The sequence below is a fragment of the Microbispora sp. CSR-4 genome (assembly GCF_008033685.1).
Lineage (GTDB): Bacteria > Actinomycetota > Actinomycetes > Streptosporangiales > Streptosporangiaceae > Microbispora.
The window spans coordinates 1-26,654 of the sequence record NZ_VJVX01000079.1 but is presented as its reverse complement, the minus strand read 5'-3'; the positions used below and the strand labels follow the sequence as shown (position 1 = coordinate 26,654).

Sequence of the window (26,654 nt, the reverse complement as noted above, 5' to 3'; positions counted from 1 at the left end):
CAGGCGCTGCCACAACCCGATCCGGTAGCCGCCGGGCACCTGCGTGCCCTCGGTGATCGAGTCGCCCAGCGGCATCACCCGCACCCCGCCGTTCGACTCCGCGACGGCGACCCCCGGGCTCGTCAGCGTGCCCGCCACCGCCAAGCTCACGGCCAGCAGCGCCGCGGCCGACAGGCGTCTCCACGTACGGGCGGTCGCCGCCGCCGCGTGTCCGCCGAGCATGTTGCGAGAGATGAACGCGGCGCCGACCAGGCGCAGAAGGGATGCGATCTTCATGAATGCTCCTGGGATAGTGCGGGAAGGACGACGATCAAGCGGGTTGTTAGCGCTAACATTTTGCTTTACGGGACTGTCCTCTCTCGGTGTTGATGTAGGTGGTGGTGCGGCGGAGCAAATACGACGGCCGACCCCGCGTCAAGGCTCCCGGTCGGCCCGGGCCGGTCTCCCCGGGCTGTCGATGAGCCTCATCTGCCGCGACGAGGGCGGGCCCGATCACCACGAGCGGCCAGATGTGAAAATTTCACGACATCGACGGGTGGTTGTGCGCCGGCAGCGCCGATCTGCCGGGGGTGAGGAAACGTCATCCGAGAATGCCCAGCTGGCAGGCCGGAGTCTCGTGAAGGGTCAGGAAAGGATCCGCGTCCGGCCGGGGCATGTTTCGTGTGGCGGGCGCGGGCCGGCGTCCGGCCGTCAGGAACGGCGGCCGCGCGCGCGGGCGGGTCCGGTCGTGCCTCGCAGGGAGATGGGCGGCGCGACCAGGAGATGGCCGTGGGGGGTGGCGGGGTCGGCGATCAGCCGGATGAGCATGTCGACGGCGCGGGCGCCGAGCTCGTCCGCGGGGACGTCGGCGGCCGTGAGCGGAGGGTGCAGGTTCTCCGCCCAGTCCCGCGCCGCGACGCCGGCGATGGAGAAGTCGCGAGGCACGACCAGGCCCGCCTGGGCAAGCGCGTGATACATCCCGGGAGTGGCGGCCTCGTTGATGGTGGCGATCGCGGTCAGATCGGGATGCTCGCCGAGGAGCCGCTCGGCGCAGGACACCCCCGACTGGGCGTCGTCGGCGCAGCAGGTCTGCACGCCGTCGAGACCGCGCTCGGCCATCGCGCGGGCGAAACCGGCCTGCGCGCGGTGGCCGGGGCCGTATCCGGCCGCCACCAGCTCCTCGGAGCGGTTGACCAGGGCGATGCGGCGATGACCCAGGTCGGCAAGGTGGTGGACGCAGTTGGCGATCAGCTTCTCGTAGTCGATGTCCACCCAGGACATCTCCTCGGGCCGGCTGGTGCGGCCGATGCCGACGAAGGGCAGCCCGGCCTGCCGCAGGCGGGTCACCCGGTCGTCCTCCAGCCGTATCTCCATGACGATGACCCCGTCCACGCGTCTGCCGCCGACCACGCGCTCGAACGACCGGTCGTGCTCGCCCCCGGAGGGTGACAGCAGGACGTCCAGGTCGGCGTGGGCGGCGGCGTCGACGACGCTGGCCACGAACCCGAGCTGCATGTCGGTCAGGCGGCGGCTGGCGGGCGGGATGACCAGGCCGATGGTGTGGGTCCTGCCCTCCTTGAGCGCCTTTGCCGCGGCGTTGGGCCGGTAGCCCAGCTCATCGATGACCGCCTGGATGCGCTGGCGCGTCTCCTCCGACACCGGGCGCTTGCCGCTGAGGGCGTACGAGACGGTGCTGCGCGCCACACCCGACCGCTTGGCGATCTCCCCGATGTTCACCGGCGCTCCTCACCTCGTCCGACCGACATGCACATCGTAAGTCGAATCGAGCGCACGGATCGACGACCATGGCTCAGATCACGGTCCGCGCGACCCCGGTGACGTGCGCGATCCGTTCATTCGCGGTCCTCCGAATCGGTTCGATCCCATGGGGAAGACGATCAGTTCCGGGTCCACTTCTGACTGGTCGTGCCGGTGCAGGACCACAGTTGCACCTTGGTGCCGTTCGCGGTGCCGAAGTTGCTCGCCTCCAGGCACAGGCCGGACTGCACGCCGGTGATGGTGCCGTCGGCGTTGACGTTCCACTGCTGGTTGGCCTGACCGTTGCAGTCCCAGATGATCGCCCTGGTGCCGTTCGCGGTTCCGGCGCCCTCGGCGTCCAGGCACCTGGTGCCGTACACCTGCAGTTGCCGGGAGGAGGTGTACGTCCACTGCTGGTTGGTCTGGCCGTTGCAGTCCCACAGGTTGAGCTGGGTGCCGCTCGTCTGCGACAGGTTCGGCACGTCGAGGCAGCGGCCGGCGTTGACGTTGCGGAACGCCGACGTCGATCCCCCGCCGGTTGAGGGCGGCAGGAGTGTGATGGTGAAGGTGTCGTCGATGGCGGTGTGCGGAAGGTTGACGGTGGTGCCGTTGCCGGACAGGGTCACCACGGTGTCCTGGACGGTGACCGGTCCCTGGACCGCGCCGCCGCCGTTGTAGGGGATGCGCTCGACGAGAACGCGGGCCTGGTTGTTCTGCACGATGCCGCCGGTGGTGTCCAGGCGCCGCAGGTTGACGGTGATGGTGCCGGTGGTGCGTCCGCCGCCGACGAGGACCTTGGCGTTCCCGCTCGCCTTGGTGGCGAAGGCGTCGTAGTTGGAGCTCGGGGTGACGGCGGCGATCTGCCCGGTCTGGGAGCCGTAGAAGCGGTAGACCCACCACTCGCCCTTGGGCTGGTATTGGCCGGAGGAGTTGTGGACGAGGAGGTTGCCCAGGTCGTTGTGCAGGTTGTTCCCGCCCGCCCAGTTGGCGCGCAGTCCGTCGGCCCCGGCGCGCTCCAGCCGGGCGATGTACCAGGCGCCGTCGGCCGGGTTCTGCTCGTTGGAGGCGCCGTACTCGTTGATCTGGTACGGGCGAGGATGGGCGATGCCGCGGGAGTTCAGCGTGGTGTCGGCCGTCGCGACGTTGGTGACCGGGTCCCCGGGCAGGGAGTGCCAGCTGACGATGTCGGGAACGACGTTGTTGGCCTTGACGTAGTCGAGGTACTGCGTCCACCAGCCGCTGGTGGACGGCACGCCCGCGAGGCTGGGGCCCACGATCAGGTGGGAGGGGAACGCGGCACGGATGCGCTGGTAGGCGCGTTTCCACATCTCGAAATACTGCGACTGCGGACGGTTCCAGAACAGGGTGATGTTGGGCTCGTTCCACAGGTCCCACTGGACCGGGGCGCCGGTCGCCCGTACGTCGTCGATCAGGCGGGTCAGGAAGTTGTCGTAGTCGGTCCAGTCGCCGTTGTCGCCGGGGAAGCGGGAGATCGGGTAGCCGTCGGCTCCCCATAGGTCGTGCACGAGCAGGACGAACTCCCCGCCGAGCGACCGCGTGCGCAGCAACTGGGCGCGGGTGGCGTTCCACCTGCGGTCGTACTTGCCCGACACCCAGCCGCCGGGGCTGTCGAGCTGGGCGCCTCCGGCGCGCATGTACCGGAACTTCACATCGGTGAAGTAGTTGTCCGGAGGGTTGGCCGCGTTCTCGCTCATGCCGTAGATCCACCCCGACGCCCGGTACGTCGGGGATCCGCCCGCGACCGAGAAATCGACGGTGATGGACTCGTCGGCGGCCTGAGCCGGTGCGGCGGTCGCGAGGACGGATGCGGCGACGAGTGCCGCGGCGGAGAACAGGGCGGCCAGGCCGCGGCGGCCGCGCCGCCGACGTGAGGTGCTGTTCACTCGTGACTCCTTCGACGGGGGGTGGGGAACACGCCGTCCGGCGGTCGGGGTGAAGCGAAGGGTGGTCTCAACGCAGGCGACGATGTCGAATCGATTCGCAATGAGCGTAAATTCACGCGGGAAGGCATGTCAATTGCGTGTATCGCAGACATGAACGGGATATGTCCTGCGACCGGCCCTGGCGAGGTTCCTGTCGCCGAGGCGCGAAACCCCCAGTTCAGCGGCGTGTTTCGAATCGGTTCGCCGGTTGGGTTCCCGTTCAGGACAGGAGATCAGAGTCCTGGAGTGCGGGCCGGGGGCGGTTCGAGGTGCTCACCGGATCAGTGCAGACATATCCACTCCAGACGGGCAAAAGATCGCGCTATCGGACGGATCGCAATAACGCGTCTCAGGTGACCAGGCCCCGGCGGTAGGCGTAGACCACGGCCTGCACGCGGTCGCGCAGGCCGAGCTTGGTGAGGATGCGCGACACGTACGTCTTGACGGTCTCCTGGCTGATGACCAGCGTCGCGGCGATCTCGCTGTTGGACAGGCCGTCGGCGATGAGGCGCAGCACCTCCAGCTCGCGCGGGGTCAGCGCGACGTCGTCCGATGTGCCCTCGGCCGGACGGATCCGCGCCGCGTATCTGCCGACGAGCTGCCGCGTCACCTCCGGCGCCAGCAGCGCGGCGCCCGTTGCGACGGTGCGGATGCCGTGCAGGAGCTGCGCCGGCGGGGCGTCCTTGAGCAGGAACCCGCTCGCTCCCGCCCGCAGCGCCTCGTACACGTACTCGTCCAGGTTGAACGTCGTCACCACGAGCACCTTGATGGGATTCTCCACGCCCGCGCCGGCCAGCAGGCGGGTCGCCTCGATGCCGTCGAGCACCGGCATGCGCACGTCCATCACCACGATGTCGGGGTTCAGCCGCCGGGCGAGGTCGACCGCGGTGCGGCCGTCCCCGCACTCGCCCACCACTTCGAGGTCGGGCTGCGCGTCGATGATCGTCGCGAACCCGGTGCGGATCAGCGCCTGGTCGTCGCAGACCAGGACCCGGACCGGCGCGGTCATGACGGGCTCCCCGCGGGGATGCGGGCCCGTACGACGAAGCCGCCGCCCGCCTGCCGGTCGGCGCTGAACTCGCCGCCCAGAGCGTCGACCCGCTCGCGGAGCCCGGCGAGACCGCGCCCGCTCCCACCGGGGGCGCCGGTCCGCGAGCCGGAGCCGTCGGTGCCGACCTCCACGTAAATCTCCTTCTCGCCGTAGCGCACCCGGACCTCGGTGCGGCTGCCATGGGCGTATTTGAGGGCGTTGGTCAGGGATTCCTGCACGACCCTATAGGCGACGAACTCGGCGCTGCCGGTGGATTCGGCCGGTTCGCCCTCCTCGGTGAACTCCACTGGCTGCCCGGCCCGGCGGGTCTGCTCCACCAGCGTGCGGAGCTCGCCGACGGACGGCAACCTGACGTCGCTGTCGTGGTCGGGGTTGAGCAGGTCGAGCAGGCGCCGCAGGTCGGAGATGGCTCGCCGGCCGGTGTCGGTGACGGCGGTGAGGGCCGCGTCGAGACGCTCGGGCGCGGCGGTCAGATAGCGTGCCGCCTCGGCCTGTACGACCATCGCCGTCACGTGATGGGTCACGACGTCGTGGAGCTCGCGGGCGATGCGGGTGCGTTCGGCGGCGCGGGTGGCCTCGGCGACGCGGAGGCGGGCCTCGGCCTCGGCGGCCCGGGCGGAGCGCAGCCAGGCCCCGGCCCCCCATGCGAGGACCAGCGCCAGGAAGAACGTCACATAGCCGTCCAGTTGCTCGGGCGAGCCGCTCCGGTCGAGCGCGACCGCCAGCGGCACGTACGCCGCGGAGAGCAGGGCCATGATGACGCGCCGGTGACGTTCCAGATGGAGGCCCGAGCTGATGAGCGCGATGGGCAGCGCGGTGCCCCCCGCCGTGTGGTACGCGAGGAGCTGGTCGAGGGCGAAGCCCAGCGACACCAGGAGGAGACAGACGGCCGGCCACCGCCGGCGGACGGCCAGCGGCAGGCACTCCAGGGCGATCACGAGGGCGGCCGCCGCGTCCAGGGGGCGGGTCGGCAGGTCGCCGAGCTGCGTCCCGTAGTTGCGCACCGCCGGCAGAAGTGACGTGGCGGCCAGAAACAGCGCCAACGAGGAATCCCGGACCGTGACGTCGAACCGCATCCACAGATCCGGGACCCGCCGGAAATCGATCACTGGGAGAGCGTAGCGGCCGCGGCGGCCCGGGCGTGCCGCCGGAGGGGGACCAGGTTGCCGCGACGACGGGCCAGCCACAGGAAGACGATCGTCAGCAGCGCGCCGAACACGACCGCGTACGGGCTCGCCTCCGGCCCGAAGTCGCCGCCGGTGAGCAGTGCCGGGCCCGACGTCACGCTGTTCAGCAGCCCGTGCGTCGCACCGTTGCCGGAGACCTCGGCGCTGAAGATGCCGGCCTCGGCGAAGTTCCAGCCGAAGTGCACGCCGATCGGCAGCCACAGGGTGCGGGTGGCGGCGTAGGCGGCGGCGAGCATGCCGCCGGACTCGACGGCGATGGCGATCGCGCCCCACAGACTGGCGTGTTCGTTGCCCAGGTGCATCAGGCCGAACACCAGCCCGGACAGCCCGAGCGCGATCCACGTGCCGGTCCGTTCCTCGACGATCCGGAACAGGACGCCGCGGAAGAGCAGCTCCTCCGTCACGGCGGCGGCGGCCATGAAGCCGAGCAGCCCGATCGCGCCCGTCACCGAGCCGAGGCCGTCGATCCGGAAGTACCCCAGGAAGGCGAGGTTCACGATCACGGCCGCGAACATTCCGGCCCCGATCAGCAGCCCCCGGCCGACCGCGGGGACGGCGCCTTTCCCGGCCACCTCAACGGGCGTGCGGCGCTCGGACCACCGCACGACCCGGGCGTACACGACCACCGCGAGGACGGCTGTCCCGAGACCGAGGACCAGGGTGACGAACGCGTTTCCCTGCACCGCGCCCACGAGCGCGCCGCCGGCGAAGGCGACCACCGCGACGGCCACGAGCTGCTTCAACAGTCGCATGACGACTCCTTCGGAGATTCCGCGGCCGGGGCGCCGCGGCTACGACGAGAACGCTAAAGATCCGGCGGCCGGGAGTCGTCACCGCGCGGTGGACATTCGCCGGTAGCTCGCACGGGGGACAACCAGGCCCGAGATCGCCCCCGGAGCCTGCGAGCCGTCAGCGCGATAACCGCTTGCGCTCCGCGCCGGCGTACGGAAACCTTGGGGTCCAAGGAAAAATCTAGGGCTCCTAGGAACATTTCGGAAGGGCGGCATACGCATGGTGCGGGCCGGGTTGACGGCGGATCGGGTGACGCTCGCCGGTGCCGAGCTGGCGGACGAGGTCGGGCTCGACCACGTGACCATGTCGGCGGTGGCGCGGCGACTCGGGGTGAAGGACGCCAGCCTCTACGCGCACGTCCGCAGCCTTGAGGACCTGCGCGGGCGGATCGCGCTGCTGGCGGCGGACGAGAAGACCATCCGCATCGCGGAGGCGACCGCCGGGCGGGCCGGGAAGGACGCGCTGGTGGCGTACGCCAACGCCTGGCGGCAGTACGCGCACGACCACCCGGGCCGATACACGGCGACGCAGATCCCGATACAGATCGACCCCGAGCTCGCCGCGAAGGCGGCCGGCCCGCGGCGCGCCGTCGAGCTGACCTACAGCATGCTGCGCGGCTACGCGCTGGAGGAGCCCGACCTGACCGACGCGGTCCGGCTGATGCGCAGCACGCTGCACGGCTTCACCAGCCTGGAGGCCGCGGGCGGGTTCGCGCACGCGCGCCCGGCGGAGGACACCTGGGTCCGCTGCCTCGACGCCCTGCACACCCTCCTGGAGCGCTGGCCCACGCGCGACGAAGGAGATCCGGCATGACCGGCCCCGCCATCGGCCACCTGCGCGTGGACGGCGCCACCCTGCACTACGAGGTGCGCGGAGCGGGGCCGCTCCTGCTGCTGATCCCCGGAGGCACGGGCGGAGCGGCCTCCTTCGACGGCGTCGCCGACGCCCTGGCCGCCGATTACACGGTCGCGTCCTACGACCCGCGCGGTCTGTCCCGCAGCCCGCTGGACGACCCGGAGGCCGAGCAGCGGGTCGAGCGGCACGCCGACGACGCGCTTCGGCTGCTGGAGCTGCTGTCTCCGGACGCGCCCGCCCGCGTGGCCGCCTGCAGCTCGGGCGCCATCGTCGCACTGCACCTGCTCACCACCCATCCCGAGCGGATCGAACGCGTCGTGGCCCACGAGCCGCCGGTGGTGGAGGTGCTGCCGGACGCCGCCGACCACCGCGCGCTGCTCGCCCGCGTCCAGGACACGTTCCGCCGGGAAGGGCTGATGCCCGCGGCGGCCGTCTTCGCGGCCGGTCTGAGACGGCCCGGCGCCGAGCCCGTACAGGCAGGGGCGGCCACCGAGCCCGCCGACGCCGGGGCGGCGACCGAGCTTCCCCCGCAGGCGGCGGCACGGGCGCAGCGGACGATGGCCGACATGCCCTACTTCCTCGGACGCATCGTGCCGAGCTTCATGGCGTACCGGCCGGACGTGGACCGCCTGGAGGCCCTGTCGGACCGGCTCGTGCTCGCCGCGGGGGCGGACTCGCGGGGCGAACTGCCCTACCGCCCCGCCGCCTTCCTCGCCGAGCGGTTCGGCCTGGACCTCGTCCACTTCCCCGGCGGGCACACCGGGCTCAGCATGCACCCCGCCGAGTTCGGCGAGCTGCTCCGCACGGTGCTGACCACCTGATCCGGCTCGCGGAGACGTCAGGCGTGGCTGATCATCACGTGCTTGACGCGTGTGTAGGCGTCGAGGCCGTATCGGGACAGATCCTTGCCGGTGCCCGAATGCTTGAAGCCGCCGTGCGGCATCTCGGGGATGATCACCTGGTGGCAGTTGACCCAGACCGCGCCGAAGTCCAGCGCGGCGGAAAGGCGCATGGCCCGCCCGGTGTCCCTGGTCCACACGCTGGAGGCGAGCGCGTACTCGACCCCGTTCGCCAGGGCGACGGCCTCGTCCTCGTCCTCGAACGGCTGCACGGTCACGACCGGGCCGAAGATCTCCTGCTGCACGATCTCGTCGTCCTGCCGTACGTCGGCGACGACGGTCGGCGGGAAGAAGTAGCCGGGACGGCCGAGCCGGGCGCCGCCGGCGACCACCCGGGCGTGCGCGGGCAGCCGGTCGAGGAACCCGGCGACCCGCTCGGCCTGGGCGGCGTTGTTGGACGGGCCGAGAAACGCGCCCTCGTCGGGGGCACCGACGGCGAGGGCCCGCGCCGCCTCGGCGAGCGCCTCGACGAACCCGTCATACGCGCGCCGCTCGACGAGCACGCGGGTGACGGCCGTGCAGTCCTGACCCGTGTTGAAGAACGCCGCCTCGGCGACGCCGCGCGCGGTCGCCTCGAGATCGGTGTCGGCGAAGACCAGCGCGGGGGCCTTGCCGCCCAGCTCCAGGTGGACGTCCTTGAGGTCGCTCGCCGCGGCCGCCATCACCTCGGCGCCGGCCCGGGTCGAGCCGGTGATCGCCACCATCTCCACGCCGGGGTGCGCGACCATGGTGCGGCCGGTGTCCCGGTCGCCGCACACGACGTTGACCACGCCGGGCGGCAGCACCCGGGCGCACAGCTCGCCCAGCAGCACGGTCGAGCCGGGCGTCGTGTCGGACGGCTTCAGCACCAGCGTGTTGCCCGCCGCCAGCGCCGGGCCGATCTTCCAGGCCGCCATCATCAGCGGGTAGTTCCACGGCGTCACCTGGGCGACGACGCCGATCGGCTCACGGCGTACGAACGAGGTGTGCCCCTCGGCGTACTCGGCGGCGCCGAGGCCCTCCAGCACCCGCGCCGCGCCGGCGAAATAGCGGACGGTGTCGATCGCCCCGCCCACGTCGACCCGCAGCGCGGTGCCGCGCGGCTTGCCGGTCGCCCGCACCTCGGCCTCGGCCAGCGCCTCCCTGTTGTCCGCCATCAGATCGGCCAGCTCGAGAAGCAGCCGCTGACGCTCGGCCGGGGTGGTCCGCCGCCAGGTGCGCGCGGCCTCGGCGGCGGCCGTGACCGCGTGGTCCACGTCCGCGCCGCCCGAGCGGGCCGCCCGGGCGTACACCTTCTCGGTGGAGGGGTCGACCAGCTCCATCCACTCGCCGGAGGCCGGGTCGCGGGCCTCCCCGGCGATCACATTGCGATACGTGTCCACGACGGTCTCCTCCCAGGTCATACGGTCACGGAGGCGCGGGTGAGCGCGGTGCGATAACGGGCGGCGGCGGAGGCCATGCCCACCAGCACGACCCCGACCAGCTCGCCGTCGCGGTGGTAGCCGACGACGACCTCGCCGTCGAGGTCGCCCTCCAGCACCCGGATGTCGTCCTCCCCCAAAACGGGCGCTCCGAACGACTGGAGGCGCAGGTCGTACTGGTCGCTCCAGAACGTCGGCAGCGGGGCGAACGGCCCGGCGGGCGGGTCGCCGAGGCCGAGATCGGCCAGCAGCGTGACCGCCGCGTGCTTTGCCGTGTCGGTGGGGATGCTCCAGTGCTCGACCCGGCGCGGCACGCCGTCATAGCGGGGGTTGGGGAAGCGGGCCACGTCGCCCACCGCCACCACCCCCGGCCGTGCCTCGACGCGCAGCGCCTCGTCGCACAGCACGCCGTCGGACAGGTCGAGCCCGTTGCCCTCCAGCCACCCGGTGTTGGCGGCCGAGCCCACCGCCTCGACGACGACGTCGGCGTCGAGGCTGGTGCCGTCGGACAGCTCGGCTCCGGTCACCCGGCCGGAGCCCAGGAAGGCCCTGACCGTACGGCCGAGCAGGAACGCGACGCCGCGCGCCTGGTGGCGGCGGCGCAGGGCCGCGCCCAGCTCGGCCCCGAGCGGGCGGCGCATCGGCACGTCCTCCGGCGCGACGACGGTGACCGACGCGCCGAGCGTGCGGGCGGTGGCCGCGACCTCGCACCCGATGAACCCGGCGCCGATCACCAGCACCCGCACGCCGGGGCCGAGCTCGGCGCGCAGCGCGCGGGCGTCCTCCAGCGTGCGCACGACATGGCGGCCCGCCGCCGGTCCGGGGACGGGAAGCCGCCGGGGCCGCATGCCGGGGGCGACCACCAGCCCGTCGTAGGCCAGCTCGGTGCCGTCGGCCAGCCGTACGGCACGGGCGGCGAGGTCGGCGGAGACGACCGGCACGCCGAGCCGCCAGGTCACGTCGGCGACCGCCGGGCGGAGCCGGAACGCCAGCGCCTCGTGGGTCACCTCCGAGGCCAGCGCCTCCTTCGACAGCGGGGGCCGGTTGTACGGCAGGTGCGGCTCGTCGCCGACCGCCACGATCTCGCCCGCGAACCCGGCGGCCCGCAGCCGCTCGGCCGCCCGCAGGCCGCCCATCGAGGCGCCCGCGATCACGATGCGCTGCCCCACGGTGGTCAGCCCTCGATCGTGATGGCCTGCAGCGGGCACACGTCGGCGGCCTCCTCGACGGCGTCGCGCAGCGACTCGTCGGGCTCGGCCTCGTAGACCAGCCGGCCGTTCTCGTTGATCTGGAAGACCTCGGGGGCGGAGAAGACGCACTGCCCGTGGTCCTTGCAGACGTCCATGTCGACGATGACCTTCATCGGTTGAAACTCCTTCTCAACGCTTCGGGGGACGGATGCCGCGGAACTCCCAGTCGCCGCCGAAGGCGGTCGAGATGACCTCCTCCGATTCGGTCGGCTGCGCGCCGCAGTCGTCGCGGATCGGGACCGGGCCGTTGACGATGTGGTTGGTGAGCCTGCCGAGGCCCTCGACCTCCACCTCGACCACGTCGCCCGGCTGCACCGGGCGGGAGTTGGCCGGGGTGCCGGACAGCAGCACGTCGCCGGGGTAGAGGGTGATCGTGCGGGCGATGTCGGCGACGAGGTAGTGCATGTCCCACTCCATCTCGTCGGTGGAGCCGTCCTGCACGACCTTGCCGTTCACGTACGTGCGCAGCCGCTTGCCGTGGAAGTCCCAGTCGGTGACCAGGCCGGGGCCGAGCGGGCAGAGCGTGTCGGAGCCCTTGACCCGCAGCATCGAGCCCGCGTCGGTGTCGCGGAAGTCGTGCAGGCCGTAGTCGTTGCCGATCGTGTAACCGGCGATGTAGTCGCCCGCCTCGCCGGGGGAGATGTTGCGGGCGGTACGGCCGATGACGATCGCCACCTCGCCCTCGTAGTTGAGGTACTCGCACCGTTCGGGCCGTACGATCGCGCCCTTGTGCGCGTTGAGCGCCGAGGTCGGCTTGTGGAAGTACGTCGGGGCGGGCGGCAGCGAGGTCATGAACTCCTCGACCCGGCTGCGGTGGTTCAGGTGCACCGCGATGACCTTCGAGGGCACGCACGGCGGCAGGTGGACGGCGTCGTCGACGCCCACCGTGCGGCCGTCCGCGCTGACCAGCTCGTCGCCCTCCCGGCGCACCTGTACGGCGGCGCCGTCCAGGAGGATCCGGCGGAATTCCGGCATCAGGCGGTCCCTTCGAGGCGGAACGGATAGGGGTAGGGGTCGTTCGAGGCGTCCGTCGCCCGCGGCCGGGCGAAGCCGCCCTCGGGCCGGTCGAACCAGATGTGCACCTGGCCGGTGCCGGTGGCGTTCTCGTAGTCGCTGTAGAGCCGGCCCGGTGCGGCCAGGTCGTGCTCGCCCAGCGCGCCCGCCATCATCAGGTAGTGGCCGAACCGCGCCTCGGGCTTGAAGCGGTAGAACTCGTCCATCGTGTCGAGCACGCGCCCGTGGTCGCCGGCGAGCATCCACGCGATGCGCTCCTCGTCGGCCGCCCGGGCCTCCGGCGTACGGATGTGCACCGGGTCGCTCGCCTCGTGGGCGCGCAGCTGGCGCAGCGGCCAGAAGGTGTGCGAGAGGGCGCCCGACGCGATCAGCAGGACCTTGCGGTCGCTTTCCGCGATCGCGTCGCCGACCGCCCGGCCGAGCCGCAGGTTGTCCTCGGTCTCGGCGGTCTGGCACATGCCGATGGAGATCCAGCGCTTGCCCTCGACCCCGAGGTACTTCCACAGGTTCACCGTGGCGTAGAAGATCGGCAGGTGGTGGTCGTCGATCGCGGTGATCCAGGTGGCGTGCTTGTCCTGGTATGACGCGATCAGCCGGGCCAGCTCGGGGTCGCCGGGGAAGTCGTAGGGGATGCGGGACATGCCGCGCGGCAGTTCCTCGGAGGTGAACAGCCCCGAGCGGCGGTCCTGCGCGGTGACCACGAACTCGACCGTGGTCGCCCAGTGGGAGTCGAAGACGATCACGGTGTCGTAGTCGAGGGTCTCGAAGACCTCTTTCCGCAGGCGGTGCAGCCCGGGGACGATGCTGATCTCCTTGCCCTCGTTGAGCTCCTTGCGGACCTCCAGCGGCAGCATGATCGTGGGGGCGTGCGCGAGCATGCCCGCGCCGACGACCTCACCCATTCCAGCCTCCCGGTGCGAAGACGGTGTTCTTGACGTCGCAGTAGAAGTCGAAGCTCCAGTCGCCGCCCTCCCGGCCGACGCCCGACTGGCGGGAGCCGCCGAAGGGGGCCCGGAGGTCGCGGACGAAGAAGCAGTTGACCCAGACGGTGCCGGCGACCAGGCGCCCGGTCACTCGCTCGGCCCGCTCGGGCGAGCCGGTGGCGAGGGTGGCGGCCAGCCCGAACCTGGTCGAGTTGGCCATCTCGACGGCCTCGTCCTCCGTACGGAACGTCTGGAGCGTGAGGACCGGCCCGAAGACCTCCTCGTTGACGATCTCGCTGTCGGGGGCCACGTTCGTGAAGAGCGTGGGCCGGTAATAGAGCCCGCCGAGGTCGGTGTTGGGCCCGCCACCGATCACCGGGGTGGCCCCGGCCTCGATCGCCCGCCGTACGAACCCGTCGACGCGCTCGAAGTGCTCGCGGTGGACGTTGGGTCCGATGTCGGTGGCCAGGTCGCGCGGATCGCCCTGGCGCAGCGCGCCCGCCTTGGCGACGAACCGCTCGGTGAACTCGGCGGCGATCTCCTCCTGCACCAGCAGCCGGGTGCCGGCCAGGCAGACCTGCCCCGCGTTGTCGTACTGCTCGACGGCGAGGTCCACGGCGAGGTCGAGGTCGGCGTCGGCGAACACGATCAGCGGCGACTTGCCGCCGAGCTCCAGCGACAGCGGCGTGAGGTTGGCCGCCGCGGCGGCGGCGATGTGCCGGGCGGTGGGCACCGAGCCGGTGAAGCCGATGCGCCGCACCCGGGGGTCGGCGACCAGCGGCGCGCCTGCCTCCTCGCCGTAGCCCTGCACGACGTTGAACACGCCGTCGGGCAGCCCGGCCTCGACGGTGATGTCGGCCAGCAGCGACGCGGTCAGCGGCGACCACTCGGCCGGCTTCAGCACGACGGTGTTCCCGGCGGCGAGCGCGGGCGCGATCTTCCAGGTCGCCAGCATGAGCGGCGCGTTCCACGGGGTGATGAGCGCGCAGACGCCGGCCGGGTCCCAGGAGACGTGGTTGCGGTGCCCCCGGGTGTCGAAGTCGTCGTGGCCGAGCTTCAGCAGCCAGTCGGCGAAGAACCGGAAGTTGTGCGCGACCCGGGGCATCACACCGCGCAGGTGCGAGCGCAGCAGCGCGCCGTTGTCCGTCGTCTCGACGATCGCGAGCCGCTCCAGGCGCTTTTCGACGCCGTCGGCGATCGCGTGCAGCAGCGCTGCCCGCTCCTCGCGGCTCGTGCGCGCCCACGCGGGAAACGCCTTCTCCGCCGCGGTCACGGCCGCCTCGGCCTCCGCCGCGCCGCCCCGCGCCACCTGGGCGATCACCTGGCCGTCGATGGGCGACACGTCGTCGAACACGGCGGCCGAGCCGCCCCGTTCACCGCCGATCCAGTGGCCCTCGTGGACAGTGACATCCCCGACAGTCGCCATCCGCTCCTCCAAGTCGTTTGGTCCCAAACAACTTAGGGTCGTGGCTGCTCAGGAGTCAATATGGCGGCTATCGTTTGGAAGCAAACAAATCTGAGAGGGAGATGGCATGCCCAGGCCGATCATCGCGATCCCGTCCCGGTTCGCCGCGACCACGTCGGCGCTGCGCTACGCGGCCGTGGTGACCGCGCGGGCGCTGGCCGACGCCGTCTATCGCGCCGGGGGAGAGCCGTTCCTCATGCACCCGGTGGACGCGGGCGAGGCCGCCGCCCGGCTGGCCGTGGCCGACGGCCTGCTGCTGCCCGGCGGCGGCGACATCGCGCCCTCGGCGTACGGCGAGGACCTGGCGCACGACACCGTCTATGACGTGGACGCCGAGCAGGACGACTTCGACTTCGCGGCGGCCCGGCACGCGCTGGCGACCGGCCTGCCCACGCTGGCGATCTGCCGCGGGCTCCAGGTGGTCAACGTCGTGCTGGGCGGCCGGCTGCGTCAGCACATGGAGCCCGACCACCGCCACGTCGTCCATCCCGTGCGGGTGGCCTCCGGCTCACTGCTCGCCGAGGTGACCGGCACGGACAAGGTGGACGCCTCCTGCTATCACCACCAGTGCGCGTCGTCGCTGGGGGAGGGCCTGGTGGCCACCGCGCACGCCGAGGACGGGACGGTCGAGGCGGCCGAACGGGCCGGGCGGCGCGGATGGTTCCTCGGCGTCCAGTGGCATCCGGAGGACACCGCCGCCGTCGATCCCGTCAACCAGCGCGTCTTCGACGCGCTCGTGGAAGCGGCCGGGGCTCGCCGCTGAGGGGTCCTCAGGTCGCCCGGCGCCGGCCGCCGCGGCGCGGCGGCACGGGAGCCTCCTTGCGCAGGCTCTCGCGCCGCTCCTCGCCGTGCTCCTCCAGATGCGCGACGATGCGCCGCAGCGTGTCGGCCAGATGCACCGCCTCGGCGTCGTCCAGTGCCTCGACGACGAACTGCTCCTCGGCGTTGAACGCCGGGAAGAGTCGCTCCATCAGCGCGACCCCCTCCGGGGTGAGGCGCAGCAGGGCGAGGCGGCCGTCGTCGGGGTGCTGGCGGCGCTCGATCAGCCCGCGTCCCTCCAGGGTCTTGATGATCCCGGTCAGCGTTCCCTTGGAGATGCCCGCCTCTGCCGCGGTGTGCCGGGTCTCGATCTCCTCCCAGATCCACACCACCCACAGCACCACGAAGGCGCTCCAGGTGAGGTCGGCCGCCCGGAGCGCCGAGTTCTCCAGGTGCTGCCGCACGGCCGTGGCCGCCCGATAGAGGTTGGAGACCGCGGCGAGCGCCTCGCGCTTGACCGGAATCGACCCAAGCCTGCGGTTGACCGCCTCCTCGGTGGCGGACAGCGAATAGTGCGCGGGCACGTTCCGGCTCCCTTCGGGGATCAGACTCTTGCGTCATGTTCATTTGTACCCGTACGATCCCGCGAAAACCCGCAGGTCGTTCGGGTTCAAACGATCTTTCGTCGAGCGAGTGACCGGCCGCGGGTCCTTCAGCCGTACTCTCACCGAGAGAAGGTTTCCATGGCAGATGAGGCTCTCGCCACCGGGAGGCCCGCAGCCGGGCACATGACGGGCACGCGCGAGTTGTCCCGCCGCAGGATCGGCGTGCCGGACATCGTCTTCTTCGTGGTGGCCGCGTCGTCACCGCTGACCGTCGCGGCGGGCGGTCTCCCCATGAGCTACGCGACGACCGGCGTGCTCGGCGTCCCCGTCATCTACCTCATCCTCGCCGTCGTCCTCGGCACGTTCTCCGCGGGGTACGCCGCGATGAGCCGCCACATCTCCAACGCCGGCGCGTTCTACTCCTACATCGCCCAGGGACTCGGGCGGGTCTCCGGCGTCGGCGCCTCGTTCGTGGCCCTCGTGGCGTACAACGCGATGCAGGTCGGCCTCTACGGACTGTTCGGCTTCGCGGCCTCCGGCCTGATCTCCTCCGAGCTGGGGGTGGACGTCCCCTGGTGGGCGACGTCGCTCGTGGCGCTCGTCCTCATCGCCTTCCTCGGTTATCGCCGCATCGACCTCAACGCCAAGGTGCTCGCCGTCCTGCTGGTCTGCGAAAGCCTCACCGTGCTCGTCTTCGACATCTCGCAGGTGTCCTCGGCCCCGGCCGGGCTGTCCGGCGAGCCGTTCACGTGGGGCGCGCTGACCACGGGCGCCGTCGGGGCCGGATTCTGCTGGGTGATGGCGTCGTTCATGGGCTTCGAGTCCGGCGCCATCTACAGCGAGGAGTGCCGCGACCCGCGCCGCACGGTCAGCCGCGCGACCTACATCGCGGTCGCCGTGATCGGCGTCTTCTACGCGTTCACCGCCTGGGCGATGGCGATGGGCACCGGCGTGGACAAGATCATCGACGCCGCCGGCGAGAACGGCCCCGACCTCGTCTTCGTCCTCGGCGGCAGGACGCTGGGCCCGGCTTTCGCCACGCTGACCCAGACGTTCATGGTCACCGCGCTCTTCGCGGCCCTGCTGTCGTTCCACAACGCGGTCGCCCGCTATTTCTTCGCGCTCGGCCGTGAGGGCGTGCTGCCCAAGGGACTCGGCCTGGCCCACCCCCGGCATGGTTCGCCCCACCTGGGCTCGCTGACCCAGACGGTCATCGCCGCGCTGGTCGTGCTCGGGTTCGGCATGTCCGGCGGCGATCCGACCAACACGCTGTTCAACTGGTTCACCAACCTCGGCGCGCTCGGCGTCATCCTGCTCCTGGTGGTCACCTCGGTCTCCGTCCTCGGCTTCTTCCGGCGCCGGGGGCGCGGCGAGAACGGCTGGAGCCGGGTCGTCGCGCCCGCGCTGTCCGGGGCCGCGCTGGCGGTCGTGCTCGTGCTCGCCGTGGTCAACTTCGACGCGCTGCTCGGCACCCCGCCCGACTCCGTGCTGAACTGGCTGATCCCCGGCCTGGTGCTGATCGCCGGTGTCGTCGGGCTCGCGTACGGCGTGTGGCTGAGGGGGAGCCGTCCGGCCGTCTACGCCAAGATCGGGCACGGCGCCGACGCGGCCCAGGATGGTTGACGGCGCGGATGGCTGACGGCGCGGATGGTTGACGGCGCATAGAAGGGGCCGCTCGCACCGGACGGTGTGAGCGGCCCTCTCGATTGCGGGGTTCAGAGCTTCCGGGTTCAGTGCTTCCGGGTTCAGTGCTTCCGGGTTCAGAGCTGGGCGCCGGAGGTGCCCGACTCCAGCAGCGTGCCGCCGTTCCAGCTCACCCCGACCTGGCGGTAGTAGCCGCCGATGACCTCCTCGACCGTCAGATCGGCGAGCTCCTCCGTGGGGGCGTCGAACAGGTCGATCTCGGCCTCGCCGGCCCACGGCCGGCCGCCTTCGAAGGACGCGCCGGAGGTGGCGATGAGCTCGTCCAGGGCCAGGCCCTTGCCCGGCTCGACGGATGGCAGCCAGCGGTGGTGGGCCATTGGGTGGCCGTTGACGAACCCGTTGGTCTCGCTCGGCTCGCGCAGCCGTACGACGGCCTGGGCGAGCCGCCGGTCGGCGGCGGCCAGCGTGGCCCCGAAGACGCCGCCCGCGCCGATCCGCGGCGCGGCCAGGCCGTACGGGTGGGGGCGGGTCATGTGGATCGAGCCGAGCTTCTTGGGATAGCCCTGGTGGGTGCCGCGGGCGACGGCGAAGTCCTTGTCCACCCAGATGTAGACGCAGCGGGAGTAGGTCTGGCCGCCGTAGGAGCAGCGGACCACGACGAAGCACTCCTTGTATTGCGCCCGGACGGGATCGAGCAGTTCCTCCCGGCTCTGCGAGCACGACTGCCAGTCGGCCCAGATCACCGCCACCGCGCCGGGGTCCTCCTCGGCGAGCCCGAGCGGCTCGGGCAGCAGTGCGGCCACCTTCGCCGGGTCCGTGCGGTATTCGACCGTGAGCAGGTCGCCGGAGTAGTACCAGGGCGGGCTGGGGATCAGCGAGGACCGCCCGGTCGCCGTCTTGGGCGTGTAGAAACCGCGCACCGTCGCCACTGCGCCTCCTTGTCGTCAATCATTTGGACCCATACGATAGGCGCTGAGCTGGGCATTGTCACCATCTTCTGGCGCATATGTTTCGTGGGCGAGGGTCTTGTGGCCGCGAGGCCCGGGGCGTATTGTTTGCCCCCAAACGATCTGAGGTAAGCCCTCGCGAAGGATTGAGGAGGCCCAGTGGCAGGAGGCGCAGTGGTGGGAGGCGGGGCGCATATGGAACCGGTGGCGGAGACCGTCCGGCGCCTCACCGACCAGGGCATAGACGTCGTCAGGATCGGCTATCCCGACTTCATCGGCACCGAGCGCGGCAAGGACGTGCTGGTCGAGCGGCTTCCCGACGTCGTGGAGCACGGCATCGCCTTCTGCCGCGCGGTCTATTACACCTCTCCGCAGGGCGACGTGGTGCCCGTGCCCGGCGGTCTCGACCAGGGCCTGCCGGACGTCTCCATCCGTCCTGACCTGTCCACGCTCGTCCCGCTGCCGTGGGAGCCGGGAGTCGCGGCCTGTCTCGGCGACACCGTCGACCCGGCCACCGACGCCCCCTTCCCCGAGGCGCCGCGCGAGGTGGTCCGCGCCGCCGCGGCCCGGCTCGGTGAGCTGGGCCTCACCGGAGTGGTCGGTCCCGAGCTGGAGTATTTCCTGCTCGAACCCGACGGAGCCGGCTGGAAGCGCTACGACGACGCCCCGGGCAACGTGTACGTCGCCGGCACCAAGGGCGACCGGAGCTCGCACATCCTGCGTACGCTGCGGACGCTGCGCCCGATGGACCTCGGCGTCACGATGGGCAACCACGAGTTCGCCAGCGGGCAGTTCGAGATCAACCTGCACCACAGCGAGGCCGTCGGCGCGGCCGACCGGGCCTTCCGCTTCAAATCGGCCATCAAGGAGCTGGCCCGCCGCGACGGACTGCTGGCCACGTTCATGGCCAAGCCCTTCAACGACGAGGGCGGCTCCGGATTCCACATCCACCTGTCGTGCGCCGACGCCGAGGGCCACAACGTCTTCGCCGACCCGGCGGGGCCGTACGGGCTGTCGGAGACGGCCAGGCACGCGGTCGGCGGAGTGCTCGCACACGCGCCCGCGCTGGCGGCCCTGCTCAACCCGACCGTGAACTCCTACAAGCGCTTCGGCCCCGACACGCTCGCCCCCTGGCTGATCGACTGGGGGCTGGACAACCGCAGCGCGATGGTCCGCGTGCCGCCGGAGCGCGGCGCGGCCAGCCGGTTCGAGGTACGGCTCGGCGACTCGTCGGCCAACCCCTACCTCGGCATCGCGGGACTGCTCGCCGCGGCCTACCTCGGCATCCGCGACCGGGTCGAGCCGCCCGCGCCGCTGGAGGGCTACGGCTACGACACGAGCAAGGCCCCGCTGCTGCCCTCCTCGCTGTCCGAGGCGCTCGACGCGCTCGCCGCCGACGACGCGTTCGCCGAGGTGCTCGGCAAGGAGTTCTCCACCGCCTACCTCACGTACAAGCGCAACGAGGTCGAACGGTTCACCCAGTTCATCACCGACTGGGAGTTCCGTGAGTACGCCTACCACCTGTAACCCCGTTTTCCCCTGAAGGAGAGCCGATGCGCCCGGACGACGTCGACCTGGCGAACCTTGACAACTTCCTCGACGGTGAGACGCCCTGGCGCATGTTCGATGTGCTGCGTGCCGAGGCGCCGATCCACTGGCAGGACGAGGGCGAGCACGGGAGCGGCTTCTGGTCCCTGACCCGGCACGAGGACATCGTGCGGGCCGACCGCGACGCCGAGACGTTCACCTCCACCAAGTTCGTGAACCTGGAGGAGGTGGACGACCGGCAGGCCGACATCCGCCGCTCCATCCTGGAGACCGACGGCCCCCGGCACCTGTCCCTGCGCCGCCTGCTCCAGCGCGACTTCACCCCCCGGGCCGTGGCCGGATACGAGGTGTTCCTGCGCGGGCTGACCGCCAAGACGCTGGACGCCGCCCTGGCCAAGGGCACGTTCGACTTCGTGAAGGAGGTCTCCGCCGACTTCCCGATCAACGTGCTGGCCCGGATGCTCGACGTGCCCGAGGGGGACACCCAGCAGCTCATCGACTGGGGCAACCGGATCATCGGCAACACCGACCCCGACTACGCCGACGTCCTGCTGCACAGCGAGGAGAGCGAGAAGTATCGCGACCTGCCGTTCCGCAGCCCGGCGTCCCTGGAGGTCTTCGAGTACGGCCGCGAGCTGGCCCGGCAGCGCCGCGGCGGCGACGGCACCGACCTGGTCAGCCGGCTGGTCAACCAGACCCCCTCGGACGGCGAGCCGCTGACCGCCCGCGACTTCGACAACTACTTCCTGCTGCTCGTCGTGGCCGGCAACGAGACCACGCGCCACGCCATCACGCACACCATGAAGGCCCTCATCGAGAACCCCGAGCAGCTCGCCAAGCTGCGCGACAACCCCGGCCTCATGCCGGCGGCGGTCGAGGAGTTCCTGCGCTGGGCCTCCCCGGTCTACCACTTCCGCCGTACGGCGACGAAGGACGTGGAGATCCACGGCCAGAAGATCGCGGCGGGGGACAAGGTCGTCATGTGGTTCGCCTCGGGCAACCGCGACGAGCGGGTCTTCGCCGACCCCTATGCGTTCGACGTGACGCGCGAGAACAACGACCACATCACCTTCGGCAAGGGCAGCCCGCACTTCTGCCTGGGCAACTCCCTCGCCCGGCTGGAGATCCGGATCATGTTCGAGGAGCTGCTGCCGCGCCTGGCCGACATCAGGCTCGCGGGCGACGTTCGCCGTGTCCGGTCCAACTTCGTCAACGGCATCAAGGAACTCCCGGTCACGGTCACCCTGGCCTGACCCACGCCGGACGGCCCACAGCGGGGCCGGCGGGCTCTCACCGCCCCGCCGGCCCCGCTGTGCTCCTCTGCGCCGTACGGTTACCGGATCTCGTGATCGGCATCGAGGACCATCGGGATCTCCGCCGTGTCTTCCAGAGACGTGTCGTTCACGTCCCGGGGATCGCCGTCGGCCCGGGCGTCACCTCGATGGCCCGGGCGGTCCGGGGTCTGCGCCCGTTCGTCCCGCGGGCGCCGGGACCGGCCTGCCTGTTGGTCCTTCCGCATGAAGACACCTCCAGGGTGATGGGAGTGAGGGCCTGCGTGCCCTCGCATGGTTGCGTACCCGCTGTCCGGTATCGCCCTGGTCACCGATCGGCATGAGCAGCCCGAGACGTGCGGAATCCCAGCAGGGCAAGCAGTCCCGTCATGACCACGCCGACGGCCGCCAGGCCCACGCGGTCGGCCGCCGTGTCGGTGTTGGAGATCAGGCCGAACGCGGTGTGCGCGATCAGGGCGCCGGAGGCCAGGGCGAGGCTGTGCCGGTCCGTCCACCGGCCGCCGGCCGTCCAGCGGCGCAGGAGCCACGCGACGACGACCGCCAGCACGGCCGCCGCCGACATAGGAACGATCACCCATCCGCCGTGGGTGAAGGCGGGCCGGGTCGCGCCGCCGAACGGGAACAGCGAGGCCAGAAATGCGAAGACGGCCACGGCGCCGAACACCCCGGCCGCCGCGGGCGAGGGCGGGCCGATCGGGGACATGGCCTGGCGGAGCCTCGGCCGCAGCCCCACCACCGTCAGCAGGACCACGGCGGCCGCGCAGCCCGCGAGGATCGCCGGCGGCGCCTCGTAGCCGGGGTCGATGGCCGTCACCACCGTCACCCGCAGCAGCAGCGCGCCGAGGACGAAGACCGCCCCGGCCACCCAGGTGCCGAGCCTGCCCAGGTAGGGCCGGTCACGCAGCGACGGGACGATCAGATCGGTCAGCAGGATCGGGATCGCGGCGCTGAACACCGCGTGATAGGGGATCTGCAGCTCGGCGTAGGCGCTGTTCAGGCCCAGGATCCGGGGGGCCCACCCGGCGGCGCCGTAGATCGTGGGGCTGCTCAGCGCCTGCAGCGCCAGGCCCTCCTCGACGATGCCGTACGCGGCCCCGAGCAGCAGCACCCCCGTCCAGCCCGTCCCGGCCCGCCGTACGAGCTCGCGCACCAGGACGACGCCCGCGCCGTAAATCGGGATCCACAGCAGCAGGAGCCAGGCCATGCGCAGCGGCGGGTTGCCGAGGGTGAACTCGGCCACGAGCGGTGTGATCACCGCGAGGAGCAGTGCGGCCAGTCGGCCGCGCGTCCTGTTCACCTTGTTCGCTTTGTTCGCTTTGTTCGCCGTCATGCGCCCAGCGTGTTGCGCACCCACCGCGCACGTCTGCCGCCCCGGGGCCTGGCCGTGGCAACCCAGGTGACAACCCGGAGTCGACTTTGGTTGCTGCCGCCGGCGGGCCCGCCGTCATTACGCTGGGCGTTCGTGACGGCAGACGTACGGCCGGGTCCGGCCACGACGCGGCGGGACCGGGCCATCCGGGTGGGGGGCGTCGCCTGCGCGCTGGCCGCGGCGGCGGTCGTCGTGCACGGCGACCTCGGCGCCGCCTCCGGCTGGTGGCTCGCCGTGGACGTGGCAGGCGGTGCGGTGGCGTGCGGGGCGTTGTGGCTGGCGCGCCGGTGGCCGGCCACCATGGCGCTCGTGGCCGTGGCACTGGCCGTGCCCGCGGCCTCGGCGTCGGTCGCGGCCGGCATCGCCACGCTCATGACCGCTCTGTATCGCCGCTCGGCCGTCGCGATCGCGGTGGGTGCGGCGTGGGTGGCCGCGACGCTGGCCCGGTTCTGGCTGCGGCCGCCCGGGCTGGCGCCCTACCCGGTGTGGGCGCTGGTCGCGGTGTTGTTCGGGGTGGCGCTGACCGGATGGGGGATGCTGGCGCGTGCCCGCCGTCAACTGGTGCTGTCGCTGGAGGAGCGGGTCCGCAGGGCCGAGGAGGAGCAGCGGCGACGCGTCGAGCAGGCCCGCCACGCCGAACGCCTGGCCATCGCCCGCGAGATGCACGACGTGCTGGCGCACCGGCTGTCGCTGCTGGCCCTGCACGCCGGGGCGCTGCAGTTCAACGCGCGGGCCGACCCCGAGGAGGTCGTCGAGGCGGCCGCGGTGGTGCGCTCCAGCGCACATCAGGCGTTGCAGGAGCTGCGCCAGGTCATCTCGGTGCTCCGCGAGGCGCCCGTCCTGGCCGAGCTGGACCTGCACGCACTGGTCGAGGAGGTACGGCAGGCGGGCATGGAGGTGGAGATGCGCGACGGCGGCGTACGCCTGCCCGGCCTGCCGGGCCAGACGGCGCGGGCGGCCTACCGGATCGTCCAGGAAGGGCTCACCAACGCCAGGAAGCACGCGCCGGGCAGGCCCGTCACCGTCCGCCTCGACGGCGGGCCGGAGCAGGGGCTCGCCATCGAGGTGCGCAACCCCGTGGTGCACGCTCCCCGGGGTGAGGGCGCCGGCCTGGCGGGGATGCGGGAGCGGGCCGAGCTGGCGGGCGGCCGGGTGGAGCAGGCCGGGATGGACAACGGCGAGTTCCGTCTGGCGGTCTGGCTACCATGGCCGGTGTGAGCGCCGTACGCGTGCTGGTCGTGGACGACGACCCGCTCGTCAGGGCGGGTCTGACACTGATGCTGAAGGGCGCCGACGAGCTCGTCGTGGTGGGCGGAGTGGCCGACGGCGCCGAGGTCGCGGCCGCGGTCGACGCGTACGCGCCCGACGTGGTGCTCATGGACATCCGCATGCCGGGCCTGAACGGGATCGACGCCACCCGGCTGCTGCGGCGGCGGTCCGACCCGCCCCACGTCATCATGCTGACCACGTTCGACGCCGACGAGCACGTCTTCGGCGCGCTGCGCGCCGGGGCCAGCGGGTTCCTGCTCAAGGACACCCCGCCGGAGGGCATCGTGGACGCGGTGCTCCGCGTCGCGGCGGGGGAGCCGATCCTGTCGCCCGGCGTGACCCGGCGCCTGATCGCCCACCTGGCGCCCGAGGCGGAGGACCGCCGCCGCGACGACGCGCGCAGGCTGCTGTCCCGGCTCAGCGACCGCGAGCGTGAGGTCGCCGCCGCGGTCGGCCGGGGCGCGTCGAACGCGGACATCGCGGCCGAGCTTCACATGAGCGTCGGCACGGTCAAGAGCTACATCTCCCGCATCCTCACGAAGACCGGCCTGGACAACCGCGTCCAGCTCGCCCTCATCGCCCACGACAACCCCCTCTAGGTCCATGCGGCGTGTGTTCACGCGGCGGGCCGCCGGTTCAGGCCGGACAGCTGCCAGGCCAGCCGCGTACGGACGGTGGGGATGCGGCCGGCCACGGCGAGGACGAGGTTGCGCAGCACGCGGCGGCCCGCGGCGGCGGTGGCGAGCTTGGTGAGCCGCCCGGCGAGGGCGACCACCTGCTCGGCGTGGGGGAGCCGGGTGGCGGCATAGGAGTCGAGGAGGCCGTCCGGACCGCCGTCGAGCACCCGGGCCAGCGTCTCGCCCAGGTGTACGGCATCGTCGATGCCCAGGTTCATGCCCTGGCCGCCGGCGGGCGAGTGCACGTGGGCGGCGTCGCCGGCCAGCAGGATGCGGCCCCGGCGGTAGGTGTCGGCGATGCGGTGGTGGACCCTGAAGCGCGAGCTCCAGATCAGCTCCTGCACCCGCGCGGGCTCGGCCTCGGGTCCGCGGGTGTCGAGCAGGTGCTGGACGAGGGGGATGCCGGGCTCCCTGGGCGCCTCGTCCACGGTGGCGACGATGCGGTGCAGGCCGCCGGGCAGCGGGGCGGCCACGACCAGACCGGCGGGCGAGAAGTACAGGACGACCTCGTCGTCGGGCACCCCGCCGGACAGCCGGACGTCGGCCAGCACGAACGACTCGGCGTACGTGCCGCCGCTGAAGCCGATCCCCGCGCTCTGGCGGACGGTGCTGTTCATGCCGTCGGCGCCGATCAGATAGGCGGCGTGGATGACCTGCCCGTCGTCCAGGGTGGCGGTGACGCCGTCGGCGTCCTGCTCGATGCCGCTCACCCGGGTGGGCCTGATCACCTTGCCGCCGAGCTCGTGCAGACGGGCCAGCAGGTGGGCCTCGGTGTCGGCCTGGGAGATCATCAGGGTGTAGGGGTAGGCGGTCGGCAGGCCGTCGAAGGGCACCGGCAGCAGCACCCGGTCGCGGTCGCGGATGGTGAAGACCGGCGCGTGGATGCCGTGCGCGGCCAGCCGGTCCGCCACGCCGTACGGCTCCAGGACTTCCAGCGTGCGGGAGTGCACGACGGCGGCGCGGGAGGTGTTGGCGCCGCCCTCCTGCGCGTCCACGATCACGACGTTCCGGCCGTGCTGGGTCAGGACGATCGCGGCGGTCAGCCCGACGGGCCCGGCTCCGACGATGAGCACCTCGGCGTTCATGGCGTCTCCTTGGTCAACGGTTGTTGGCATGACCGTAAGCCCGCTGCGCGTAGGAAGTCAACACATGTTGGCCTACAATCGTTGACATGAGACGATCCTCCGCCGAGACCAAGGCCGTGATCCTGGCCGCGGCCCGCGAACGCTTCGCCGCCGACGGCTACGACAAGGCCACCATCAGGGCCATCGCCGCCGACGCGCGGATCGACCCGGCCATGGTGATGCGTTATTTCGGCACCAAGGAGAAGCTGTTCGCGGCCGCGGCCGAATTCGACCTTGAGCTGCCGGAGTTGCCCGCGGACCAGGCCGGTGTCGGCCTGGTGCGCCACTTCCTGCGTAAGTGGGAGGCCGACGAAGGCCTGCAGGTTCTCCTGCGTACCGGCGTGACGAACGAGGCCGCCGCCGAGCGCATGCGGACGATTCTCGGTGGCCAGGTCATGCCGCTCGTGGTCAGCCTGACCGGCGATCCGGAACGTGCCCCCCTGCGGGCCTCCCTGGTCGCCTCACAACTGCTGGGCTTGGCCCTGTCCCGCTACATCCTGAAATTTCCGCCGATGGTGGCGGCCACAGAGGAGGAGCTCGTCGCCTGGCTGAGTCCCACCATCCAGCGCTATCTCACCGAGTGAGGCCGTGCTCTCACCGAGTGAGGCTGTGCTGCGGAGGTCGCCCGCGTCTGGTTCACAGCGTCGGCGCTCATAGTTTCGGTGCCTTTTTTCAGTGGAGTCAGCGTGGCCGGGGGATCGTCCTCAATGGCGGCCGCGTAGGCGCTAGCGCAGTTACGTACGGGACGGACTTTGGCCCCGGTCACTGCGCCGGAAGGAACCTCCGGTCCTCGCGAAGCCCGCTCGAGCAATGCTTAGAACCTAATAGCACTGCACGGCACCGGATGACTCCTACTTGAAACCCGGGGCTTGACCCCTATCCACAGGCGGCGGGCTCCGGTGCC

General features: G+C 71.6%; 24 protein-coding genes and 1 pseudogene. 9 read left to right on the top strand and 16 right to left on the bottom strand.

The window, feature by feature from the left end; all coding sequences use genetic code 11:
- From FLV34_RS41975 to FLV34_RS36185, 6 genes and pseudogenes are all read right to left on the bottom strand, one after another.
- Window positions 1-276: pseudogene (locus FLV34_RS41975) on the bottom strand (hypothetical protein); the annotation flags it as partial.
- Between the two features lie 414 nt (window positions 277-690).
- Window positions 691-1,716: a LacI family DNA-binding transcriptional regulator gene (locus FLV34_RS36205; protein ID WP_147945262.1), complete on the bottom strand. Its 1,026-nt coding sequence runs from the start codon at window positions 1,714-1,716 to the stop codon at window positions 691-693.
- 161 nt (window positions 1,717-1,877) lie between these two features.
- Window positions 1,878-3,641 carry a ricin-type beta-trefoil lectin domain protein gene (locus tag FLV34_RS36200; protein ID WP_142652310.1) on the bottom strand — a complete coding sequence of 588 codons (1,764 nt, stop codon included), beginning with the start codon at window positions 3,639-3,641 and terminating at the stop codon, window positions 1,878-1,880.
- 388 nt (window positions 3,642-4,029) lie between these two features.
- The gene (locus FLV34_RS36195) at window positions 4,030-4,689 is read right to left on the bottom strand and encodes a response regulator transcription factor (protein WP_142652312.1); all 660 of its coding nucleotides are present in this window, start codon (window positions 4,687-4,689) and stop codon (window positions 4,030-4,032) included.
- The gene (locus tag FLV34_RS36190) at window positions 4,686-5,840 is read right to left on the bottom strand and encodes a sensor histidine kinase (protein ID WP_147945261.1); all 1,155 of its coding nucleotides are present in this window, start codon (window positions 5,838-5,840) and stop codon (window positions 4,686-4,688) included. Before FLV34_RS36190 ends, FLV34_RS36195 begins: the two co-directional genes overlap by 4 nt.
- A complete protein-coding gene (locus FLV34_RS36185) occupies window positions 5,837-6,670 on the bottom strand; it encodes a CPBP family intramembrane glutamic endopeptidase (protein ID WP_142652316.1) in 834 nt (277 codons plus the stop codon). The genes FLV34_RS36190 and FLV34_RS36185 overlap by 4 nt, the downstream gene beginning before the upstream one ends.
- A gap of 259 nt (window positions 6,671-6,929) precedes the next feature.
- On the opposite strand from FLV34_RS36185, the gene FLV34_RS36180 reads away from it, so the two are divergent.
- Window positions 6,930-7,523 (top strand): TetR/AcrR family transcriptional regulator, encoded by a 594-nt coding sequence (locus tag FLV34_RS36180; RefSeq protein WP_142652318.1) that lies wholly within the window; start codon window positions 6,930-6,932, stop codon window positions 7,521-7,523.
- Window positions 7,520-8,386: an alpha/beta fold hydrolase gene (locus FLV34_RS36175; protein WP_147945260.1), complete on the top strand. Its 867-nt coding sequence runs from the start codon at window positions 7,520-7,522 to the stop codon at window positions 8,384-8,386. The genes FLV34_RS36180 and FLV34_RS36175 overlap by 4 nt, the downstream gene beginning before the upstream one ends.
- Before the next feature lie 17 nt (window positions 8,387-8,403).
- Here the strand turns inward: FLV34_RS36175 and FLV34_RS36170 are convergent, their stop codons facing one another.
- From FLV34_RS36170 to FLV34_RS36145, 6 genes are read right to left on the bottom strand one after another with little or no spacing between them, the layout of a single operon-like run.
- Window positions 8,404-9,825, bottom strand: a complete 1,422-nt coding sequence (locus FLV34_RS36170) for an aminobutyraldehyde dehydrogenase (RefSeq protein ID WP_260617549.1) — start codon at window positions 9,823-9,825, stop codon at window positions 8,404-8,406.
- 17 nt (window positions 9,826-9,842) lie between these two features.
- Complete coding sequence (locus FLV34_RS36165) at window positions 9,843-11,072, bottom strand: NAD(P)/FAD-dependent oxidoreductase (RefSeq protein WP_261986034.1); 1,230 nt, start codon at window positions 11,070-11,072, stop codon at window positions 9,843-9,845.
- A complete protein-coding gene (locus tag FLV34_RS36160) occupies window positions 11,039-11,227 on the bottom strand; it encodes a ferredoxin (RefSeq protein ID WP_067173231.1) in 189 nt (62 codons plus the stop codon). Before FLV34_RS36160 ends, FLV34_RS36165 begins: the two co-directional genes overlap by 34 nt.
- 16 nt (window positions 11,228-11,243) lie before the next feature.
- Window positions 11,244-12,089, bottom strand: a complete 846-nt coding sequence (locus FLV34_RS36155; RefSeq protein ID WP_147945259.1) for a fumarylacetoacetate hydrolase family protein — start codon at window positions 12,087-12,089, stop codon at window positions 11,244-11,246.
- The gene (locus tag FLV34_RS36150) at window positions 12,089-13,030 is read right to left on the bottom strand and encodes a catechol 1,2-dioxygenase (RefSeq protein WP_147945258.1); all 942 of its coding nucleotides are present in this window, start codon (window positions 13,028-13,030) and stop codon (window positions 12,089-12,091) included. The genes FLV34_RS36155 and FLV34_RS36150 overlap by 1 nt, the downstream gene beginning before the upstream one ends.
- Window positions 13,023-14,477 carry an aldehyde dehydrogenase gene (locus tag FLV34_RS36145; RefSeq protein WP_147945257.1) on the bottom strand — a complete coding sequence of 485 codons (1,455 nt, stop codon included), beginning with the start codon at window positions 14,475-14,477 and terminating at the stop codon, window positions 13,023-13,025. Before FLV34_RS36145 ends, FLV34_RS36150 begins: the two co-directional genes overlap by 8 nt.
- 106 nt (window positions 14,478-14,583) lie before the next feature.
- Between FLV34_RS36145 and FLV34_RS36140 the strand changes: the two genes are divergently transcribed.
- Window positions 14,584-15,279, top strand: a complete 696-nt coding sequence (locus FLV34_RS36140; RefSeq protein ID WP_147945256.1) for a gamma-glutamyl-gamma-aminobutyrate hydrolase family protein — start codon at window positions 14,584-14,586, stop codon at window positions 15,277-15,279.
- A gap of 7 nt (window positions 15,280-15,286) precedes the next feature.
- Here the strand turns inward: FLV34_RS36140 and FLV34_RS36135 are convergent, their stop codons facing one another.
- The gene (locus FLV34_RS36135; protein ID WP_147945255.1) at window positions 15,287-15,859 is read right to left on the bottom strand and encodes a MarR family winged helix-turn-helix transcriptional regulator; all 573 of its coding nucleotides are present in this window, start codon (window positions 15,857-15,859) and stop codon (window positions 15,287-15,289) included.
- 159 nt (window positions 15,860-16,018) lie between these two features.
- Here FLV34_RS36135 and FLV34_RS36130 point away from each other — a divergent pair, with 159 nt between their 5' ends.
- A complete protein-coding gene (locus FLV34_RS36130) occupies window positions 16,019-17,503 on the top strand; it encodes an APC family permease (RefSeq protein ID WP_147945254.1) in 1,485 nt (494 codons plus the stop codon).
- A gap of 137 nt (window positions 17,504-17,640) precedes the next feature.
- On the opposite strand, the gene FLV34_RS36125 is transcribed toward FLV34_RS36130, so the two are convergent.
- Window positions 17,641-18,453 (bottom strand): acetoacetate decarboxylase family protein, encoded by an 813-nt coding sequence (locus tag FLV34_RS36125; RefSeq protein WP_147945253.1) that lies wholly within the window; start codon window positions 18,451-18,453, stop codon window positions 17,641-17,643.
- Between the two features lie 213 nt (window positions 18,454-18,666).
- Between FLV34_RS36125 and FLV34_RS36120 the strand changes: the two genes are divergently transcribed.
- Both FLV34_RS36120 and FLV34_RS36115 read left to right on the top strand, forming a co-directional pair.
- On the top strand, window positions 18,667-19,998 hold the full coding sequence (locus FLV34_RS36120; RefSeq protein ID WP_147945252.1) for a glutamine synthetase family protein: 1,332 nt from the start codon (window positions 18,667-18,669) through the stop codon (window positions 19,996-19,998).
- A gap of 26 nt (window positions 19,999-20,024) precedes the next feature.
- Window positions 20,025-21,272 carry a cytochrome P450 gene (locus FLV34_RS36115; protein ID WP_147945251.1) on the top strand — a complete coding sequence of 416 codons (1,248 nt, stop codon included), beginning with the start codon at window positions 20,025-20,027 and terminating at the stop codon, window positions 21,270-21,272.
- Window positions 21,273-21,618: 346 nt separating this feature from the next.
- Here the strand turns inward: FLV34_RS36115 and FLV34_RS36110 are convergent, their stop codons facing one another.
- Window positions 21,619-22,641 (bottom strand): hypothetical protein, encoded by a 1,023-nt coding sequence (locus FLV34_RS36110; protein ID WP_142652342.1) that lies wholly within the window; start codon window positions 22,639-22,641, stop codon window positions 21,619-21,621.
- Window positions 22,642-22,773: 132 nt separating this feature from the next.
- Between FLV34_RS36110 and FLV34_RS36105 the strand changes: the two genes are divergently transcribed.
- Together FLV34_RS36105 and FLV34_RS36100 are read left to right on the top strand one after the other, a co-directional pair.
- Window positions 22,774-23,898: a sensor histidine kinase gene (locus tag FLV34_RS36105; RefSeq protein WP_142652344.1), complete on the top strand. Its 1,125-nt coding sequence runs from the start codon at window positions 22,774-22,776 to the stop codon at window positions 23,896-23,898.
- On the top strand, window positions 23,886-24,548 hold the full coding sequence (locus FLV34_RS36100) for a response regulator transcription factor (RefSeq protein WP_142652346.1): 663 nt from the start codon (window positions 23,886-23,888) through the stop codon (window positions 24,546-24,548). Before FLV34_RS36105 ends, FLV34_RS36100 begins: the two co-directional genes overlap by 13 nt.
- A 17-nt stretch (window positions 24,549-24,565) precedes the next feature.
- Here the strand turns inward: FLV34_RS36100 and FLV34_RS36095 are convergent, their stop codons facing one another.
- A complete protein-coding gene (locus FLV34_RS36095) occupies window positions 24,566-25,711 on the bottom strand; it encodes an FAD-dependent oxidoreductase (RefSeq protein WP_147945250.1) in 1,146 nt (381 codons plus the stop codon).
- A gap of 86 nt (window positions 25,712-25,797) precedes the next feature.
- On the opposite strand from FLV34_RS36095, the gene FLV34_RS36090 reads away from it, so the two are divergent.
- Window positions 25,798-26,334 carry a TetR family transcriptional regulator gene (locus FLV34_RS36090; RefSeq protein ID WP_147945249.1) on the top strand — a complete coding sequence of 179 codons (537 nt, stop codon included), beginning with the start codon at window positions 25,798-25,800 and terminating at the stop codon, window positions 26,332-26,334.
- Window positions 26,335-26,654: the final 320 nt, after the last annotated feature.

Coding starts and splice junctions, on each gene's coding strand:
- FLV34_RS36145 (WP_147945257.1), bottom strand. CDS start 14,477: ATGGCGACTGTCGGGGATGTCACTGTCCACGAGGGCCACTGGATCGGC.
- FLV34_RS36150 (WP_147945258.1), bottom strand. CDS start 13,030: ATGGGTGAGGTCGTCGGCGCGGGCATGCTCGCGCACGCCCCCACGATC.
- FLV34_RS36095 (WP_147945250.1), bottom strand. CDS start 25,711: ATGAACGCCGAGGTGCTCATCGTCGGAGCCGGGCCCGTCGGGCTGACC.
- FLV34_RS36115 (WP_147945251.1), top strand. CDS start 20,025: ATGCGCCCGGACGACGTCGACCTGGCGAACCTTGACAACTTCCTCGAC.
- FLV34_RS36110 (WP_142652342.1), bottom strand. CDS start 22,641: ATGACGGCGAACAAAGCGAACAAAGCGAACAAGGTGAACAGGACGCGC.
- FLV34_RS36090 (WP_147945249.1), top strand. CDS start 25,798: ATGAGACGATCCTCCGCCGAGACCAAGGCCGTGATCCTGGCCGCGGCC.
- FLV34_RS36195 (WP_142652312.1), bottom strand. CDS start 4,689: ATGACCGCGCCGGTCCGGGTCCTGGTCTGCGACGACCAGGCGCTGATC.
- FLV34_RS36140 (WP_147945256.1), top strand. CDS start 14,584: ATGCCCAGGCCGATCATCGCGATCCCGTCCCGGTTCGCCGCGACCACG.
- FLV34_RS36130 (WP_147945254.1), top strand. CDS start 16,019: ATGGCAGATGAGGCTCTCGCCACCGGGAGGCCCGCAGCCGGGCACATG.
- FLV34_RS36160 (WP_067173231.1), bottom strand. CDS start 11,227: ATGAAGGTCATCGTCGACATGGACGTCTGCAAGGACCACGGGCAGTGC.
- FLV34_RS36120 (WP_147945252.1), top strand. CDS start 18,667: ATGGAACCGGTGGCGGAGACCGTCCGGCGCCTCACCGACCAGGGCATA.
- FLV34_RS36180 (WP_142652318.1), top strand. CDS start 6,930: ATGGTGCGGGCCGGGTTGACGGCGGATCGGGTGACGCTCGCCGGTGCC.
- FLV34_RS36155 (WP_147945259.1), bottom strand. CDS start 12,089: ATGCCGGAATTCCGCCGGATCCTCCTGGACGGCGCCGCCGTACAGGTG.
- FLV34_RS36100 (WP_142652346.1), top strand. CDS start 23,886: ATGGCCGGTGTGAGCGCCGTACGCGTGCTGGTCGTGGACGACGACCCG.
- FLV34_RS36185 (WP_142652316.1), bottom strand. CDS start 6,670: ATGCGACTGTTGAAGCAGCTCGTGGCCGTCGCGGTGGTCGCCTTCGCC.
- FLV34_RS36175 (WP_147945260.1), top strand. CDS start 7,520: ATGACCGGCCCCGCCATCGGCCACCTGCGCGTGGACGGCGCCACCCTG.